The following is a 17,719-nucleotide window of genomic DNA, read 5'->3' as shown; positions in this document are numbered from 1 at the left end:
TTATTTATCTTCTTCTAAGAAACGAATGATTTTAGCCGGGTTGCCAAACACAACCGCGTAATCTGGAACATCTTTCGTGACAACACTACCAGCACCTACCATACATTTTTTTCCTAATATTACTCCGGGTAAAATAGTAGAGTTTGCACCAAGAGATGCACCTTCACGGATATATGTTTCAGGAAATTCAGATGGATATATTTTCGATCGCGGATATTTATCATTAGCAAAGGCAACTGCCGGGCCAATGAAGACATTATCTTCAATTCTAAGTCCATCCCATAGGTAGACACCGGATTTTATAGTTACGTTGTTTCCTATGATTACATCGTTTTCGATAAATGTATGGGCACAGATGTTGCAATTTTCACCTATCTTTGCGTTGGCTAAAATAACGCTGAATTGCCATATTTTAGTATTCTTACCAATGTTTTCTGATTGGGTGTCACTTAATGGATGAATATACATTTTTGCATGCCATCATAAAGTCATCATAATTTCGAATATAATCTGATTCTAAGTAAAAATCACTTGCCAGCACAATCAAAACACAATCAGGAGAAAAATCATGCATTTCTCTCCACATATAGTTACTAATATATAACCCTTTATCAGGTGAGTTCAGAATAATATCTTCTCTTTTTTCACCATTGTCTAAAACAAAGCGGCAACTACCACTGAGACATACGGCTACTTGCTGCAGATTTCTGTGTGCATGAAATCCACGGGAAACATTTTCTTTTGTGCCAAAAATATAGTAGATACGTTTTATTTCAAAAGGAATATTTTTATTCTGCTCTAATGAAATCAGGGAGCCACGGTCATCTCCAAGTGTCTTGAATTCAATTAAATTTATCAGGCTCATTCTTTATTCTCGATTAATTTAAAAAGATACTGGCCGTATCCATTCTTTTTTGATTTTTCAGCGGCATCTAATACTTGCTGTTCAGTCAGCCAACTTTGCCGGTAAGCGATTTCTTCCAGACAAGCAACCTTAAAACCCTGCCGTTTTTCAATGGTTTCAACAAAACTGGCTGCATCCAGCAGGCTGTCGTGTGTGCCGGTGTCTAACCAGGCAAATCCGCGTCCGAGCAATTCGACTTTTAGTTTATTGTTTTTTAGATAAATTTGGTTAACTGTTGTGATTTCCAGTTCACCACGCTTGGACGGTTTTATATTTTTAGCGATTTCAATAACATCGTTATCGTAAAAGTATAAACCGGTTACAGCATATTTTGATTTCGGTTTAATCGGTTTTTCTTCGATTGATACAGCATTATAGTGCTCGTCGAACTCGACTACGCCAAATCGTTCCGGATCTTGTACTTCATAACCGAAGACAACCGCACCTTCTTCTAAAGAAGCCGCTTTAAGCAGTTTAGGTGAGAAACCCTGTCCCCAAAAAATGTTATCTCCGAGTACCAGGCACACCGAGTCATCACCAATAAATGTCTCACCAATGATAAAGGCTTGTGCAAGACCTTCCGGTTCAGGTTGCACGGCATATTCCAGAGAAATGCCAAAATCACTGCCGTCACCTAATAAACGCTGAAAGCCTGATTGATCTTCCGGTGTTGTAATAATTAATACTTCCCGGATTCCCGCCAGCATTAATACAGAAAGCGGGTAATAAATCATCGGTTTATCATAAATAGGTAATAATTGTTTTGAAATTCCTAATGTAATAGGAAATAAACGTGTACCTGAACCGCCTGCTAAAATAATACCTTTCACAGTAAACCTTGTTGATTAATATAATGATTGTATTCTTTCGGCCATAGCTACCGCACTGGGTTACCGCTCCCAGAGTGCGCTATTGCGAGTTTATCTTACTGATTCTATTGAGGAATCGAGTCAGTAAGAGTTGTAGTGTGTTACGGAGTGCTGATTTTTCAATATGTTGGGAGGTGATTTATACCCAATCAATCAGCGCCGTTTATATTTGCTGCCAAAGGCTAGTCCGATTACCCGGACAGGTCAAGCATGATAACACTCGCGCGTCTTTCATTAAACGAACTTTATCCGGTTTAATCAGGGATTTTTTTTCTTTAAATCTGCTGTTTTTGTGTTAGCAGCAGAAAAAGTGTTACTTTAAGCCATAGCTATGGTTTATTACTTTTTCTAATCGATATATGCATAATCACAGCAGAAATATTTTATTACATCATATTGATGTTACTTGTTATTCCTGAGTAAGAAAGAATAGTTACCGGGGCGGGTTCCCCGGTAACTACAGAGCGTTTCAGCGCGGATGCAGAGGCAGCCAAATTTCCAGCCTCAGTCCGCCGAGCGGGCTGTCATTGGCAGTAACTTTGCCGTTGTGCTGGCTGATCGCGGTGCTGACAATCGCAAGCCCCAGCCCGGTGCCGCCGGATTCCCGGTCGCGGGCTTCGTCAGTGCGGTAGAACGGACGGAAAATATGTTCACGATCTTCCGGGCTGACGCCCGGGCCGTCATCATCCACCACAATGCTGATGCCTTTGGTGTCGGCACTGAATGCCACCTGGATGTGCTGGTTTGAGTAACGCAGCGCGTTACGGACAATGTTCTCAAATGCACTGCCGAGTGCGGACGGGTTACAGTAAATTGTCCACGGGCCCGGCGGGGAGGTGATCTCCAGCGTTTTGTGGCGCTGTTCCGCCTCAAACTTCGCATTGTCGAGAATGTCATCCCACAGTTCATTGGCCTTGATGTTCTGGCGCAGCAGCTCATTTTTGTGCTGGCTGCGGGAGAGCACGAGCAGGTCGTTGATCATACCGTCCAGGCGGTGGGTTTCGGTTTCGATACGTTCCAGTTCTTTACTCTCACCATGACGGCGGCGCAGCAGTGCCGTGGCCAGCTGGAGCCGGGTGAGCGGGGTGCGCAGTTCGTGGGAGATATCGGATATCAGCCGCTGCTGTGCATTGACCATACGTTCAAGCGCGCTGATCATCTGGTTAAAGCTGTTACCCGCCGCAAGGAACTCCTGCGGGCCGGCTTCCAGTTCCGGATGCTGGCGCAAATTACCTTTGGCAACATCATCCGCCGCGTTTTTCAGTTTTCGTGCCGGTTTTGCCAGGCTCCACGCCAGCCAGAGCAGCAGCGGGGTGCTGATCAGCATCGTGGCGGCCAGTAACAGGAACGGGCGGTCGATCAGGAAGTTGATAAAGTCGGACTGTGCGGTGTTTGCCGGACGGATAAGGTAAAGCTGATAGCGGTCTTCGCCGTCACGAACCTCAAACGGGCCGAGCAGCTCAATGCGGCCGTAACGCTTCTTTTTCGGGTTGTCAGTGTTATCTGACTGGCCCATAAAGTTGCGGATGACCTGGGAATCATTGCGGATAGGCCCGATAATCCGGCCTTCCGTGGTAACAATAATCAGGCGCTTGTCCGGCGGTGTCCATTTTACCAGGGCGCGGGTCAGCCGCCGCCACCAGAGCAGGTCATTGGCCGGGTCTTGTGCGAGATCAGATTCAATATGTTGCTGCAGCATCATCCCCTGCCGGTACTCGTTCTCCTGGAGCGGCATCAGCTGCCGGGAGTCGAGTTTCGGTACCATAAGCACCAGTAACAGTACCAGTGCCAGGGTAAACCAGAAGATGGCGAAGATCCGCGCCGTCAGGCTGCTTATCATGTTGCAGATACCATTAAGTAGCCGCGGCCGCGTAAGGTTTTAAACCACGGCAGACCGTCAGTGCGCTCCGGTAATTTACGGCGCAGGTTGGAAATGTGCATATCAATGGCGCGGTCAAACGGGGTCAGGCGTTTGCCCAGCACTTCCTGGCTTAAGTGTTCACGGCTGACCACCTGGCCGAGATGCTGCGCCAGCAGGTAAAGCAGGGTGAACTCGGTTCCGGTCAGATCCAGTACTTCGTCACCGAAGCTGGCTTCCTGACGGCCCGGGTTAAGCTGGAGTTTATCCACCATCACCACGGACGAGTTGCTGCCGCTGTCGCTCTGCTGTTGTTGCTCACTCCAGTTGGAGCGGCGCAGAATCGCGCGTATACGCGCCACCAGCTCGCGATCGTTAAATGGTTTAGGCAGATAGTCATCCGCACCGAGTTCGAGTCCCAGAACGCGGTCAAGGTCGCTGCCGCGCGCGGTCAGCATAATCACCGGGGTCTGGTAGTTCTGGCGCAGTTCTTTCAGGGTTTCAATCCCGTTTTTGCGCGGCATCATAATGTCGAGCAATAACAAGTCTATGGAATCGTCAAGGAGGGTCAGTGCCTGCTCGCCGTCATGTGCAATGACAACGTTGAACCCTTCCATATCGAGTAATTCTTTTAACAGCGAGGTTAATTCGCGGTCATCATCAACAAGCAGTATTTTATTCATTATTCACGTCCTCCACGTGCAAAATACGACAACAAACGTTTCTATTCCATGACTTTACGTTCTTTTACATGCTCTGACGCATGTTTGCAGCCGGGTGCGTATAGTTAATTCCAACGGGTCAGGTGACGCAGACTCAGAAGTTTAAGGAGTTACTATGGGTAAGATAGCAACAATCACTTTAGCGTCAATGTTTGTGATGCAAAGTGCGCCCGGACTGGCGCAGGATTCGGAAAGTGATAGCTGCGTTGCCCCGGTGCAGAGTCACAGTCAGTATAAAGGTATAACGACATCAGGGGGAGATGGTTATACCTCTATGTTGACCGGTATCCGGTTAACGGAAGAACAACGGATGCAGTTGCGGGATCTGATGCACAATTATCGTGATCAGTTACGGAATGTCCGTAATCTCGCAGAAGATGATATCGCGCTGTATGAGCTGGTAAAGGCCGAAAAGTTTGATGAAACGGCGGTACGTAACCAGCTGGAGAAGGACATGCGCAAGCGGCTGGATTACCAGGTTGAGATGATACGGGTTCACCATCAGATGTATCAGTTACTCAACCCGGAGCAGAAAATGCAGCTGGATGCCAATTTTGAGCCGGAGAGTATCCATACTTCATCCGCCTCTTCCGCGCAAAATACGCCGGAATGAATTTGTCAGAAGTCATTTGTCAGAAATAATTTGTCAGAGTAGTGAAGTCAGTAGAGTCGTTAAGTAGCACCCAAGAAGTTTTTCCTTGCCATAGACACCATCCCTGTCTTTTACAGCCCCTCTTGAGGGGCTTTTTTTTATCTGAATTTCAGGGCAATGAGGTCTGCCGCCAGCCGGGATTCTGAGGAAACAGCCAGGGTGAGTGTTAACGTGTCTTTTTCTGATAAGGTTTCAGTGGTACTGAAATGAGTTACACGTATTCCTGTCATCGTAATGTCGTTCTGATAACACGCGGCTTCCTGATTTGTACTGCGTAAAATAAAGTCAGCTTCTGATGTTATCTGGTAATCACCCGGAGACAGTTGCTGAATAGTCATCTTTCCTTTACTGCCACCCGGCGCGATAAACAAGATGTCATCGGTATCATTTTGGGATTTCAGTAGTTCAGTGAAACGGATATTCGCCATGCTGGCATGTCCCTGATGCGCAATTTTTGAGATTTCAGTGGCATCAGTAAAGCCAATCTCCGAAAAAAAATGACTGATTTTTTCGTTACTGTTCAGCGGGGTGCTTTCTCCGTTTCCGGAGATGTAATGATATGTCATACGTCCGTACTCTTCACTGCCGGAAGCCGGTTGCTGATAACCGGAGTCAGCACAAAACGTGTAACAAAGGTCGATAGTTTTTTCCTGTTCAGTCACGCTGCAATCCGTACCATCTGATAAAGGATGGTGACCGGGCGGAATATAAAATGGTGTTCCGGTCAGCTCTGTATCACTGCCGGACGGAATATAACGTTCTGTGTTTTCTGACCATGTATATTGTATCCGGGCGTCAGAGTCACTGTGTATCACGGCCGGATGAATACCGTCAGGTACCCGGAAGTAGCGTGTCAGAGTCATCAGCCCGGGGTGTGTTTCCGGCTTATGAGGCACGGGTTCGGAACTGTTTACGGCGCACTGCAATAAACGCAGGAACGAATTGAAGATACTGCACCTATTAGATTCCGGTTTCGGAGTTGTTTCTGATGTACGGGGAAGGTTTTTAATCTCTGGGATCATAGTGTATTTTCCGGAAGTGAAAAATAGTCATTTTACCGGGAGGGCAGGGAAATAATTGCAGAAAACAATTTACGGGCCTGTATCACAGCGTTTTTTGTGAAAAAATATTTCGGATACGCTAATTGTTTTTGGTTTTCGGGTATCAGAAGGGCCGGAAGTCACCGGGATTTATGACGGCTATCCCGGGCTGTATGAAAACCGGATGAAACAGCCCGACTGCTTCAGTGTCTCTGATGTGATCAACCGCGGCGTGTTTCCCTGAATTCCGTGATGACAACGTGCGGGAAACCGCGATTGAAAATTTGTCAGAAATAATTTGTCAGAGTAGTGAAGTCAGCAGAGTCGTTAAGTAGCACCCAAGACGTTTTTCCTTGTCACAGACACTATTCCTGTCTTTTACAGCCCCTCCGGAGGGACTTTTTTGTCTGTAAAAAAGCGGCCTTGCGGCCGCTGTAAATGAATCATAACGAGAGATTAAAAGTTATAGCGAACGCCGATATTGCCGTGTACAGGCGATTCTGTTTTGTCGCCTTTACGGTAATCAATTTCCGCATATGCCTGAATCTGCGGGGTGAAACGGACAGTTAACCCGCCGCCGGCTTTCAGGCTGTCGCCGGAGAAATCCGTATCAAAGGTATTGCGCTGGTTAATGGTCACATCATTATTGCTGATAAACTCATGCTGCCAGGCCAGTGTGGCATAAGGGGTGATGATCACCTGATTGTTCAGGGTGAAATCTTTGCCCGCATGCAGGCCGAGCTCTGATTGCAGGGATTGCTGTGCATCCAGCTTTGCCTGCATATTATTATTCAGGTGAACTGATTTGCTGTCCGCACGCATATAGCTCAGGCGGGCATACGGTTCTGCCCAGAAGGCTTCCGGCAGATCAAATGAGTAACCGGCTTCAGCGGATGCGCCGTAAGCATTCTGTGAATAATCTCCGCGTATGCTGCTGCGGTTAGTGGAAACTGCACGTAACTCATTATTGAAATGGTTATATTTCAGCACACCATCGAGATACCAGCCGTTATCTGAGAACCAGGTGGCGTAACCACCGGCAGTAATACTGTCGATGCTGCTTTCACCGCCGCGCTGATGTTTCAGTTTGACATCGTTATAGCCGGTGAAAACGCCGAGCCATAATTTGCCGTTTTCCAGCGGGACGGATTTATCCGCACCCAGCTCAAAACCGGCCTGGTTCAGTTTAAAGTGTGTGTGCCCGGTACCCGCACGGGTTCTGTCACCGGTCAGGCGCACCCAGACACCCGCATCGCCCTGATTATCCCGTAATTCACCACGGCGGAACCGCAGATTGTCGAGTTCATGATTAAAAATCAGCTGCGGTGCGGCCGCCATGGATAACACCGCATCGGTGGATGGCGTGGTTTTATCATCCGGTACGACCGGCGGAACTGGTTTTTCAGGTTCGCCCGGTTCATCTTTCTGAGCGGCCAGATACCAGATTTTACCGTCCTGTTCATCACGCTCATACAGCGAGTACATATAGGTACCGCCGTCTACTGCATTGATATTGGTGCCGTCGAGGGCGCTCAGACTGAACTGTGCATTGCTGCTCTCGTCTGTGATCAGGTCAAGACGTGATTCATCCGGACGGGTAATTTCAGCCCCGGAATCCTGAATATTCAGTGCATGATCACCACTGCCGTTACGGATGGTGAGGTAATCACCCTGTTGTTCCGCAATCGCCGTGTTCATATGGAATGTCTGGCTGCCGGAGAGATCATCAATGGTCAGGTGGCTGTATCCGGCGTTGACCGGTGCGACAAACCGCACATGCCCCTGTCCGCTGAGAGAACCGGCAAATGCGGCATTCCCGGTATCACCGGTGATCACCAGCAGGGAGCTGTCCGGGCCGGATAAGATTACATTTTCCGCGTAAGCCCCGGCATCCGCAGCCAGTCTGTCTTCCGCACCGGCGGTGAGTTGCACCTGAGACTGCTGATTAACCGTGGTGACGCCGAGGAGCTGAGCCCCTGCCGCCAGCCAGCTTTTGGCGCTGTCATTCAGTGTGGTGTCAGTGGCGGAGGAGCCGCTGTAGATACTTTGCACTGAGGTATCATATAATTCGTTATCAATGGCTTGTCCGCCGCCTCTGATGATCTGGGCGCCGCCATTTTTTATCCGGTTGAATTCCGCAATACCGGCAGTGGCTGCTGTATCCTGACTGAAAATATATTGCTGGCCGCCATCAACCGTTGTATTGGTTGCTTTGGAGTTATCAACAACATATTGCCGGGCTCCGGTATTGACCAGCGTATTATCTGCAAAACCGCTGTTGTGCAGTTGCTGTAATCCGCCGTCATTAATAATTGTGCTGTCAGCAAATCCGCCGGATCTCAGCATCTGGGTACCGCCGTTATTCACAACCGTGTTCAGGGATTTACCATCCTGCTGGACATATTCATAACCGCCGTCATTGACCTGTGTACCGGTTGATTCTCCGCCCAGGTAAATAAATAATTTTCCGCCGCTGTTAACGGTATTATTTTCAGACTGGCCCGGGTCATCGGCTTTCCCGGTATTACTGACATAGACCGTTCCGCCGTTGAGTACGGAATCTTTTAATGTTCCGCCGTCCAGAACACGGATTAATCCGCCGCTCTGAATATCAATACGGCTGCCGGTGGCCGGGAAGCCGGTGTCATAGCCGTCCCAGGCAATATGGGTTGTTTTATCAATCCAGACTTCAGCACCGCCCTGAACCTGAGAATCCTCAAACAGGCCGAGTACACTGAGTTTACTGCCGCTCAGCAGGGTCAGATCTTTGGCAATCCCGATATAGTCTGTGGGATCGCCGGTAACCCATGCTCCAACCTCATAGCACTGGTTCGCGGTGAGTTCTCCGGTCAGTGTTGTGCCTCCGCCGTACGTGATATCGCTTCTGTCACCGCAAAATGTTTCTGCCATAACTAATGAGGGCACTGTTGAACATAAGACTGCAATAATAGAAAGATGCAAAATCTTCTTTTTTGTTTTCATTAAATTAGTTATTCCCTGGTGTCGGTGAATATAACGAAAATCATTTCATCATCCTGAAATGATAAGTTATTAAGTGATAATTTTTATTTATGAGACAAGTATCTTATTTAGAATTTATTTAAGCAATGGGGGGCAAAATGCATATTTCAGTGAATTTTTTAATATTCCCGGGTGATGAGGAATGCAGATTCATACGGTAAATAAAGATAATCTGATGGTTTATTTGTTTATTTTGTCAGTATAAAATACTGTTTTTACCTATTTTTGTGGTAAAGAGATTGGCCAGGCTCCGTATTTGATTTGTGCAGGTCAATGGATATACCCGTGTCACGAGTAATAATGGCGACGTAATAAACATTAACTAAGTATGTCAGAATATTGCTGCTACTTTTTTTTAAAAACCCATCATAAGTCAAATTAAATAATTTCAAAAAAACATTATATAAATTTATATTGTATTTCTTGTGTCACAATGTAAGGGTTGAAATAGTTAGTTACTATTTGTTTTTATTAATTACATAATGTGCGGTAAATCCGGATATATATTTTCACCCGGATATGATTTTAATTTCAGATCCTGTTTTTGATACCTGATATTTCTGTAACGCATTATTTGTGAAAAAAATGTTTCGGATACGCTAATTATTTTTTATTTTTCGGGTATCCTTAACGGGTATGCTGAGTAAAATCCCGGTCACTGAGGTTCTGTGTTCCGGAGTCTCAAAATGACAAAAAAATCCGCAAAAGGTAGGTGCATCCGGCGGAACCTTATCTTACTATAGGATTAGGTGAATCAATTCAGCTATAGGTTACAGCAGTGAATTCCCGAAGCCTGATCGTGGAAGCGTGATAACATGCCGCTCAGGTTTACATATATTACATCTGCAAATCAGAGGTCATCATGAGCAAGAAGATCAAACGAATCGGTGTGCTGACAAGCGGCGGTGATGCGCCGGGCATGAATGCCGCAATCCGCGGTGTTGTCCGCGCGGCGCTGTCAGAAGGGCTGGAGGTTATCGGGATTTATGACGGCTATCTCGGGCTGTATGAAAACCGGATGAAACAGCTCGACCGCTTCAGTGTCTCTGATGTGATCAACCGCGGCGGTACGTTCCTCGGGTCGGCGCGTTTCCCTGAATTCCGTGATGACAAAGTGCGGGAAACCGCGATTGAAAATATGCGCAAAAATGGCATCGACGCGCTGGTGGTTATCGGCGGGGACGGTTCCTATCTCGGTGCCAAAAAACTGACAGAAGCGGGTTTCCCGTGTATCGGTCTGCCGGGTACGATTGATAATGACGTGGCGGGAACCGATTACACCATCGGCTATTTTACCGCGCTGGAAACCGTGGTTGAAGCTATCGACCGCCTGCGTGATACCTCCACATCCCACAAACGTATTTCTATTGTCGAAGTGATGGGGCGCTATTGCGGTGACCTGACACTGTCCGCTGCCATTGCCGGGGGCTGTGAATTTATCGTTCTGCCGCCGAATGAAGTGGAATACAGCAGTGATGAACTGATTGCAGAAATCAAAGCCGGGATTGATAAAGGCAAACGGCATGCGATTGTGGCGATCACCGAACATGTCACCGATGTGTATGAGCTGGCACGGCAGATTGAGGCGACAACACATCACGAAACCCGCGCAACGGTGCTGGGCCATATCCAGCGCGGCGGTTCGCCGGTAGCGTATGACCGCATCCTTGCATCCCGTATGGGCGCGTATTCTATTCAGTTACTGCTGGAAGGTTACGGCGGCCGCTGTGTCGGTATCCAGAATGAAAAACTGGTTCATCACGATATTATTGATGCGGTGATGAATATGAAGCGGGTGTTTAAGAAAGACTGGTATGAGACCGCGAAGAAACTCTACTAAAAAATCCTCGTCATCCTTCAGCCTGTGGCCGCGTTGGCTGCGCTCGTCCACCCCGGTCACATACTGGTGTATGTTCCCGGGGATGTCCTCACTTTGCCGCCTTGCCACAGACTGAATGATTTAGAGGATTAAGCGAATTGCCTTTCAGCCAGTGACCGCGTTGGCTTCATTCATCGCCCGGGTCACATACTGATGTATGTTCCCGGGGATGTCCTCACTTTGCCGCCTTGCCACAGACTGAATGATTCAGAGGATTGCGCGAATTGTCCTTCAGCCTGTGGCGGTGTTGGCTGCGTTCGTCCACCTCGGTCACATACTGGTGTATGTTCCCGGGGTTCTTAGTATTGCCAGCGTGATACGGTTTGCTGGCTGATAACATCAGCTGGCAATTTACCCCTTTATATTGGGTGAATAATACACCGATAGGTATATCATGAAAAAGAAACTACTGTATCTAATCAGGTCGCAATTACCTTTCTCTATAAATAAGCTGCCGATGTAAAATTTTTCACCATGAGCAAAGATGATAAGATAAGAACTGCCGATTATAAATACTGATATCAAGTATAATAATTCCAGGAATAACGGTCTCTTCAGAGTGAAGAATACTCTTGCTTTTCGTATCAATAAGAAAATTATAATAGATATTATATAAAATAATATGAGCTTAATCCATCCGAATGGAGCTGTTGATAATATATTGAAATCAGTCATTTATTTTTTTTTTGCTTTTGGATAAGTGAAAAGACATAAAAATGCTAACAGAAAGCTGCTGATCCTTATTGTCATTTCATTTCCATAGCGGATAAATAGCCCGCCTGCTGTAAAATCTTTACCTATCCCGAAAATTAAAAAAAATATCACGCCTAATCCAATTGATAAATAGGCACCTATTAAGTTAAGCGATTTAATATTTTTCTTTGAAATAATTTTGTTCAGAGCTAAAACAAATAAAATTAAAAAGAAAGATACAAGGTAAAAAAATATTAATTCAACCCATCCAAAAGAAAATAGTTTATTGATATCATTCATTTTTTATTCTCTTTATTTATTTCATATGCGGAATAAAATGTTACGCAGGGTACTTTGGTATGCTTCACTGAATGAATAATCTAATTCGTGTTGGCTCATTCATCACCTGAGTCTGTTGATAAACCGTTTCTCTGCTGTGCATTTTCCGGGCAAATGCCGTGACTGATAATATCACCATAACCTAAATTTTCAAAGACTACAGCCTGGCGACTCAATACCGGATGCATCAGAGTGAAAGGATATGGTCTGCATAGTGACAGATACAAAAAAAGCGGCGATTTCGCCGCTTTTTGCTGTCCGGAGGCCGGGAATTATTTTGCAGCTTTCGCTGCCGCTGCGGCTTTGACGATCACGCCGAAAGCATCAGCTTTCAGTGATGCGCCGCCGACTAATGCACCGTCGATATCCGGCTGAGTGAACAGCTCTGCGGCATTCTTATCATTCACAGAACCGCCGTACTGGATAATAACCTGCTCTGCCACTTTCGCATCTTTCTTCGCGATATGGCTGCGGATAAATTTGTGGACTGCCTGTGCCTGCGCAGGGGTGGCGGATTTGCCGGTGCCGATAGCCCAGATAGGCTCATAGGCAATGACCGCGCCGAGGAAAGCGTCTGCACCCTGGGTATTCAGAACAGCATCAATCTGACGTGCGCAGACTTCTTCGGTTTTACCCGCTTCATTTTCCGCTTCGGATTCACCGATACACAGTACCGGGGCCAGACCCAGTTTTTTCAGGACAGCAAATTTCTCTGCCACTAATTCATCACTTTCACCGTGGTAAGTACGGCGCTCAGAGTGGCCGATAATGATGTAGTGTGCGCCGATGTCTTTCAGCATCTCAGGAGATGTTTCACCGGTGAATGCGCCGGAGAGATTCAGACCGGTATCCTGGGCACCCAGAACAATGGAAGAACCCGCCAGAACCTGTTTGGCCTGAGAGAGATAAATTGCCGGTGGTGCGATCGCAACATCACACCCTGTGACATTGCCGATTTCATGACGCAGAGCGGTGATCAGCTCGTGAACCATTTTACTGCTGCCGTTCAGCTTCCAGTTACCCATGACTAAGGGATGTCGCATTGTATTTCCTCCTGCCGGAATAAGTTAAATGACTTAAGCTTTATTACCATTGTCCGCGCAGAGCGGCGAACAGGCAAACAGAGAGACAGTATAGTGAAACCGGCGCGAAATAGCTTTGCTTTTCGGCCACTGTTTACTGTGTCGTATCACTATTAGATAGCGAAAGCTTAATCGGTTCAATAGCGAAAGTTACCCCATTTATCTCATCAACTACCAGAAGATAGCGTAATGCACCGAATTGAGAGGCATAAGTCCCGGTTTTGAAATCCGTTGCCAGTGCTCTGCTCAGGGCGGCATCAATATTGCTTTGATTCAGTGTCGGTTCAAACTGAATAATCAGCGCCTTAATATAGGCCAGCATCAGAGCACGGTTGGTTTTTTCCGCTGTACTGTCAGCGCCCGGTAACAGGGTCAGCTGGAGGCTTTTGATTTTTTCACTATCGCGTTCGAGAACGGCAGAGGAGTAAATATAAGGGCTGATGCGGGTTGCCGCCCGCAGATAGCTGGCAGTAATGTCGTTTGAGGCCACGACTTTGTATTCCCGTAATGGCAGCGACGGGTTGTTGCGGTTAAACTGTTCGCGCATAACGGGGATGGTGATGCCGAAGGCCGGTGCATCCGCCTGAAGCCAGAGTGTTTCCGGTGCGCAGGGGATGGGGATAAGTACCGCGTCACCTGCCGCAGCCGGTATGGCGGGCAGCAGTGTGCATCCTGCTGTCAGGGCGGTCAGTACGGTTTTTTTGACTGCGTTCATAGCGACTCCCTGTGGTCCGTCTGCAATATAACCAGTGTACACGATTAGGAAAGAGAAATGACACTACAACAATGGGCGTTTTCGTTTCACGGGCGGATCGGCCGCAAAGCATTTTGGGCGGGGATCGGCGTGTGCGGCGCAGTGCTGTTTCTCCTGATGTCATTGCAGGGGCTGTTTCAGTTACCTGTTGAAGTGATTATGGTGCCGGTGCTGGTGGTGATGTATCCCGCCGCCGCGATTTTTACCAAACGCCTGCATGACCGCAACAAGCGCGGCGGCTGGGCGTTAATGCTGGTGATGGCGTGGGCACTTACCACACCGGACTGGAGCCCCGCCGGTGATTTCTGGCAGTGGGGGCTGGGGCGCTTTCTGCCGATTTTTATCGTGATGATAATGGTGCTCGACTGCGGCGTGTTTAAAAGCCTTGATGAAGGTAACCGTTTCGGGGAGAGCACGCAGCCGGTGGATAAAATCGACAGCCTCTGAAGCAAAGACAGCGGGAGAACCCGCTGTCACAGGCTCACCAGTATTGCTCGCTGGTGATATGACCGGGCTTGCGGCGCAGGTGTTTGCGCATCTCCCGCTCTGTTTTCAGCAGATTCTGTGTATCTTTTACCATTTCCGGGTTACCGCACAGCATCACATGGCTGTTGCCGGCGGTCAGCGGTAATCCGGCGGCCGCTTCCAGCTCACCGGTGCGGATTAGCGTCGGTACCCGGCCATGCAGTGAGCTTTCCGCATGCTCCCGGCTGACGACCGTCACAATCCGCAGTTTGTCACTCCCGATTTTTTTCTGTAATTCCTGCATCAGCGGCAGATAGCTCAGGTCGGCGGCATAACGCACGGCATGTACCAGCACAATATGACGGAACCGCTCCAGATCCCTGCCGTATTGCAGAATGGATAAAAACGGGCCGATGGCGGTGCCGGTGGAGAGCATCCAGAGGGTATCGCAGTCCGGTACCTCATCAAGTACGAAAAAGCCGGATGCTTCATCGGTGATGAGCAGTTCATCTCCCGGGGTCAGTGCTGCCAGACGCGGGCTGAGTTTACCGTCGCCGACGGTGACCAGGTAAAATTCAAGATCATCATTATCCGGTGCATTAACATAAGAATAAGCGCGCTGTATGCGTTCGCCGTCAATTTCCAGGCCGAGTTTGGCAAATTGTCCCGCGGTAAACGGGCGGACAGGTGCCTGAACATGCAGGCTGAATAAAGTGTCAGTCCAATGTGTGACACGTGTGACACGTCCTGTGATCCAGTTTGACATGCATAACCTCCGTCAGTCGCAGAGTCATCGTTATTAATATGTAAACCAGTGTAATGAGCCGGCGGGGAAAAATGTATCGATTAAATGCGTCAGAGGATCCTGTCGCATGAATACGATAAATCAGGATGAAGTGTACAGTTTAGTTGCCGGAAACAGCATAAAAACGGTCGTTTGGTAACAAAAATAAATGTGTGAACTATCTCCCAAAATTTTTTTAATTTGCTATTTTATACAGTATCGCAAGTATGACTGATTCCGGCCGTAATTATCACTGCCGGAATTGTGCTGTGCCCTCCCGGTAACAATGTAAAGACTGACAATAAAAATGAAAAAACTGGAAAACTTTCATCTGCTGGTAATGCTGATTGCGCTGATTGCTGTGGGGCAAATGACGCAAACGGTGTATGTGCCGGTAATAACCGATATTGCGCTGGATTTCGGTGAACCTGCGGGTGCCGTTCAGAGCGTGATGGCCGCGTATTTATTTACCTATGGTGCATCCCAGCTTATTTACGGGCCGATCTCAGATAAAATCGGCCGTCGTCCGGTGATCCTCACCGGATTATTTATTTATGTACTCTCCACGACCGTCGCGCTGTTTTCGCCGAACCTGACCATGCTGGTCATTGCCAGCGGATTACAGGGATTGGGCACCGGTGTGGCCGGGGTGATGGCTCGGACCATGCCGCGTGATTTATATACCGGGATTTCTTTGCGTTATGCCAACAGCTTACTGAATATGGGGATTCTGGTCAGCCCGCTGATCGCTCCGATGCTCGGCGGTGCGCTGGCGTTTTTCTTCGGCTGGCGCGCCTGTTATGCGTTTCTGCTGCTGCTCGGTCTGGCAGTGGGCTACAACATGTGGCATAAACTGCCGGAAACCCGTCCGCCGATGAAAGAGAAACCAAAAATGTGGGCCTCTTTCCGTCTGCTGCTGACCAACCGGACATTTGTACCGTATCTGGCGATGCTGATTTGCGGTCTGGCCGGGGTGGCGGTGTTTGAGGCCTCCAGCGGCGTGCTGATGCGTGACGGCCTGGGTCTGAGCAGTATGGCCGTGAGTATTCTGTTTATTCTGCCGATTCCGGCAGCATTTTTCGGCGCCTGGTTTGCCGGACGGGACAGTAAATCGTTCAGCTTTCTGGTGTGGTGTGCCGTGATTTGCTGTCTGGCAGCCGGGGCACTGATGTGGATACCCGGGCTGATGGGGGTGATGAATGTCTGGACATTACTGATCCCTGCGGCACTGTTCTTCTTCGGGGCGGGGATGCTGTTCCCGCTGGCAACCACGGCGGCCATGGAGCCGTTCCCGTATCTGGCGGGGGCTGCCGGTGCGCTGGTGGGCGGATTACAGAATGTGGGTTCCGGTGTCGCCACCTGGATTTCGGCGATGATGCCGCAGGGCGGACAGGGCAGTGTCGGTCTGCTGATGCTGGCGGTATCTGTAATTATGATGTTGTGCTGGCTGCCGCTGGCTCACCGGTTGCAGAATCAGCAGCCGATGGCATCCTGAGTCAGACTTCTGATATAAAAAAACGGGCACTGTTGTGCCCGTTGTTCTGTTTCGCAGCGGAGTAGTGATCACTGATGCAGTTTATGTTTTTGCAGAAACTGTATACCTTTGTCCGGAAAATCAGTAAATAACCCTTCTGCACCGGCCTGAATATAAATAGCATCAAATAACTGTTCAGTGTTCTCCGCATACGGCGGTAAGGCATCCGCGCGGACAGTAAACGGATGGATCATCAGTTGCGAAGCGTGTGCCTCTTTTGCCATCGGCGTCAGAGTGATGTGGCCCGGTCTGGACTCTTTGCTGATAAGCATATGATAATCAGGTCCGATACCATCAGCATATGCTGCGATTTTACTCATCGCACCGGGAGCCATCATCCAGTCGTAGTTATAGTTGACCCATTTACCTTCCGCATTCTGTTCAAAGGTTTCCTGCCAGTCGGTATAAGCGATCAGCTGTATCAGCATCAGATCCATCTTCATTTCCGGCATCAGTTCATTTTTGATGCGCTTTAATTCATTCGGATCGAAACACTGAAGAAATACCCCGGAATCTTTAGTCTGGTAGCCGTAGGCTTTCAGCACTTCCAGGGTTTTACGGGTGATATCTTTACCTTCCTGACGGTGGAACCACGGCGCTTTGATTTCCGGGTAAATCCCGGTATTTTTTCCGGTGGAATGATTCAGACCCTGAATGAACTCAAGTTCTTCCTGAAAGGTATGAATACGGAAATCTGATTTTCCCATCGGAAAACGACCCGGATATTTTTGTACCGCTTTACCGTTTTCGATTTCAAACCCCTCAGTGAATTTCAGGGATTTAATTTCCGCGAGGGTAAAATCGATGGCGTAGTAACGGCCATCCTTACGCGCGCGATCCGGAAAGCGTTTTGCCACATCGGTAACACGGTCGAGATAATGGTCATGCAGGACGATGAGTTCATCATCTTTGGTCATCACCAGATCCTGTTCCAGATAATCAGCACCCTGCGCATATGCCATCGCTTTGGCCGGCAGGGTATGTTCCGGCAGATACCCGCTGGCGCCGCGGTGTGCAATCACAATCTTATTGTCTGCCGCAAAAGCGGCAGAGCCGCAGAGCATGGCACCCGCGAGGGCACTGACAAGATAAAACTGACGGGATATATTCATCTGTCTGTCTC

General features: G+C 48.3%; 16 protein-coding genes and 1 pseudogene. 5 read left to right on the top strand and 12 right to left on the bottom strand.

Going from position 1 to position 17,719, the window contains the following annotated elements:
- The 5 genes from R5268_RS15125 to cpxR form a co-directional block, all read right to left on the bottom strand.
- Complete coding sequence (locus R5268_RS15125; RefSeq protein ID WP_317419628.1) at positions 1-468, bottom strand: acyltransferase; 468 nt, start codon at positions 466-468, stop codon at positions 1-3.
- Positions 446-865 (bottom strand): sugar 3,4-ketoisomerase, encoded by a 420-nt coding sequence (locus tag R5268_RS15120; protein ID WP_317419627.1) that lies wholly within the window; start codon positions 863-865, stop codon positions 446-448. Before R5268_RS15120 ends, R5268_RS15125 begins: the two co-directional genes overlap by 23 nt.
- Positions 862-1,734: a glucose-1-phosphate thymidylyltransferase RfbA gene (gene rfbA, locus R5268_RS15115; protein ID WP_317419626.1), complete on the bottom strand. Its 873-nt coding sequence runs from the start codon at positions 1,732-1,734 to the stop codon at positions 862-864. Before rfbA ends, R5268_RS15120 begins: the two co-directional genes overlap by 4 nt.
- 508 nt (positions 1,735-2,242) lie before the next feature.
- Positions 2,243-3,613 carry an envelope stress sensor histidine kinase CpxA gene (cpxA, locus tag R5268_RS15110; protein ID WP_052925890.1) on the bottom strand — a complete coding sequence of 457 codons (1,371 nt, stop codon included), beginning with the start codon at positions 3,611-3,613 and terminating at the stop codon, positions 2,243-2,245.
- Entirely contained in the window at positions 3,610-4,314 is a 705-nt protein-coding gene (gene cpxR / locus R5268_RS15105; RefSeq protein ID WP_046892893.1) for an envelope stress response regulator transcription factor CpxR, read from the bottom strand. Before cpxR ends, cpxA begins: the two co-directional genes overlap by 4 nt.
- A 154-nt stretch (positions 4,315-4,468) precedes the next feature.
- Between cpxR and R5268_RS15100 the strand changes: the two genes are divergently transcribed.
- Positions 4,469-4,966 (top strand): Spy/CpxP family protein refolding chaperone, encoded by a 498-nt coding sequence (locus tag R5268_RS15100; RefSeq protein WP_052956656.1) that lies wholly within the window; start codon positions 4,469-4,471, stop codon positions 4,964-4,966.
- A gap of 137 nt (positions 4,967-5,103) precedes the next feature.
- Here R5268_RS15100 and R5268_RS15095 read toward each other — a convergent pair whose 3' ends face one another.
- A complete protein-coding gene (locus tag R5268_RS15095) occupies positions 5,104-5,868 on the bottom strand; it encodes a hypothetical protein (RefSeq protein ID WP_317419625.1) in 765 nt (254 codons plus the stop codon).
- Positions 5,869-6,166: 298 nt separating this feature from the next.
- On the opposite strand from R5268_RS15095, the pseudogene R5268_RS15090 reads away from it, so the two are divergent.
- Positions 6,167-6,338: pseudogene (locus R5268_RS15090) on the top strand (ATP-dependent 6-phosphofructokinase); the annotation flags it as partial.
- A gap of 163 nt (positions 6,339-6,501) precedes the next feature.
- Here R5268_RS15090 and R5268_RS15085 read toward each other — a convergent pair.
- Entirely contained in the window at positions 6,502-8,955 is a 2,454-nt protein-coding gene (locus R5268_RS15085; RefSeq protein WP_317419624.1) for an autotransporter outer membrane beta-barrel domain-containing protein, read from the bottom strand.
- Positions 8,956-9,928: 973 nt separating this feature from the next.
- Here R5268_RS15085 and pfkA point away from each other — a divergent pair.
- Positions 9,929-10,906, top strand: coding sequence for a 6-phosphofructokinase (gene pfkA, locus R5268_RS15080; RefSeq protein WP_032098022.1), 978 nt, complete (start codon positions 9,929-9,931; stop codon positions 10,904-10,906).
- A gap of 714 nt (positions 10,907-11,620) precedes the next feature.
- Here pfkA and R5268_RS15075 read toward each other — a convergent pair.
- The 3 genes from R5268_RS15075 to R5268_RS15065 all read right to left on the bottom strand — a co-directional run bounded on the left by R5268_RS15075 (position 11,621) and on the right by R5268_RS15065 (position 13,774).
- On the bottom strand, positions 11,621-11,938 hold the full coding sequence (locus R5268_RS15075) for a hypothetical protein (RefSeq protein WP_317419623.1): 318 nt from the start codon (positions 11,936-11,938) through the stop codon (positions 11,621-11,623).
- Between the two features lie 311 nt (positions 11,939-12,249).
- Positions 12,250-13,020, bottom strand: a complete 771-nt coding sequence (tpiA, locus tag R5268_RS15070) for a triose-phosphate isomerase (RefSeq protein ID WP_072056858.1) — start codon at positions 13,018-13,020, stop codon at positions 12,250-12,252.
- 133 nt (positions 13,021-13,153) lie between these two features.
- Positions 13,154-13,774 (bottom strand): DUF1454 family protein, encoded by a 621-nt coding sequence (locus R5268_RS15065; RefSeq protein ID WP_046892898.1) that lies wholly within the window; start codon positions 13,772-13,774, stop codon positions 13,154-13,156.
- A 57-nt stretch (positions 13,775-13,831) separates the two neighbouring features.
- On the opposite strand from R5268_RS15065, the gene R5268_RS15060 reads away from it, so the two are divergent.
- Complete coding sequence (locus tag R5268_RS15060) at positions 13,832-14,260, top strand: DUF805 domain-containing protein (RefSeq protein ID WP_046892899.1); 429 nt, start codon at positions 13,832-13,834, stop codon at positions 14,258-14,260.
- Positions 14,261-14,294: 34 nt separating this feature from the next.
- Here the strand turns inward: R5268_RS15060 and fpr are convergent, their stop codons facing one another.
- Entirely contained in the window at positions 14,295-15,044 is a 750-nt protein-coding gene (fpr, locus tag R5268_RS15055; protein ID WP_317419622.1) for a ferredoxin--NADP(+) reductase, read from the bottom strand.
- Between the two features lie 325 nt (positions 15,045-15,369).
- On the opposite strand from fpr, the gene emrD reads away from it, so the two are divergent.
- Positions 15,370-16,557, top strand: coding sequence for a multidrug efflux MFS transporter EmrD (emrD, locus tag R5268_RS15050; RefSeq protein WP_052925880.1), 1,188 nt, complete (start codon positions 15,370-15,372; stop codon positions 16,555-16,557).
- A gap of 68 nt (positions 16,558-16,625) precedes the next feature.
- Here emrD and glpQ read toward each other — a convergent pair whose 3' ends face one another.
- Entirely contained in the window at positions 16,626-17,708 is a 1,083-nt protein-coding gene (gene glpQ, locus R5268_RS15045) for a glycerophosphodiester phosphodiesterase (protein WP_112549951.1), read from the bottom strand.
- Positions 17,709-17,719 lie beyond the last annotated feature (11 nt).

It is taken from the genome of Morganella sp. BCCO 40_0007 (genome assembly GCF_032989665.1).
Lineage (GTDB): Bacteria > Pseudomonadota > Gammaproteobacteria > Enterobacterales > Enterobacteriaceae > Morganella > Morganella sibonii.
This window is presented reverse-complemented; position numbering and strand designations above follow the sequence as displayed.

Coding starts and splice junctions, on each gene's coding strand:
- cpxA (WP_052925890.1), bottom strand. CDS start 3,613: ATGATAAGCAGCCTGACGGCGCGGATCTTCGCCATCTTCTGGTTTACC.
- emrD (WP_052925880.1), top strand. CDS start 15,370: ATGAAAAAACTGGAAAACTTTCATCTGCTGGTAATGCTGATTGCGCTG.
- R5268_RS15075 (WP_317419623.1), bottom strand. CDS start 11,938: ATGAATGATATCAATAAACTATTTTCTTTTGGATGGGTTGAATTAATA.
- R5268_RS15120 (WP_317419627.1), bottom strand. CDS start 865: ATGAGCCTGATAAATTTAATTGAATTCAAGACACTTGGAGATGACCGT.
- R5268_RS15095 (WP_317419625.1), bottom strand. CDS start 5,868: ATGACTCTGACACGCTACTTCCGGGTACCTGACGGTATTCATCCGGCC.
- glpQ (WP_112549951.1), bottom strand. CDS start 17,708: ATGAATATATCCCGTCAGTTTTATCTTGTCAGTGCCCTCGCGGGTGCC.
- cpxR (WP_046892893.1), bottom strand. CDS start 4,314: ATGAATAAAATACTGCTTGTTGATGATGACCGCGAATTAACCTCGCTG.
- R5268_RS15085 (WP_317419624.1), bottom strand. CDS start 8,955: ATGGCAGAAACATTTTGCGGTGACAGAAGCGATATCACGTACGGCGGA.
- R5268_RS15100 (WP_052956656.1), top strand. CDS start 4,469: ATGGGTAAGATAGCAACAATCACTTTAGCGTCAATGTTTGTGATGCAA.
- tpiA (WP_072056858.1), bottom strand. CDS start 13,020: ATGCGACATCCCTTAGTCATGGGTAACTGGAAGCTGAACGGCAGCAGT.
- R5268_RS15065 (WP_046892898.1), bottom strand. CDS start 13,774: ATGAACGCAGTCAAAAAAACCGTACTGACCGCCCTGACAGCAGGATGC.
- pfkA (WP_032098022.1), top strand. CDS start 9,929: ATGAGCAAGAAGATCAAACGAATCGGTGTGCTGACAAGCGGCGGTGAT.
- R5268_RS15060 (WP_046892899.1), top strand. CDS start 13,832: ATGACACTACAACAATGGGCGTTTTCGTTTCACGGGCGGATCGGCCGC.
- R5268_RS15125 (WP_317419628.1), bottom strand. CDS start 468: ATGTATATTCATCCATTAAGTGACACCCAATCAGAAAACATTGGTAAG.
- fpr (WP_317419622.1), bottom strand. CDS start 15,044: ATGTCAAACTGGATCACAGGACGTGTCACACGTGTCACACATTGGACT.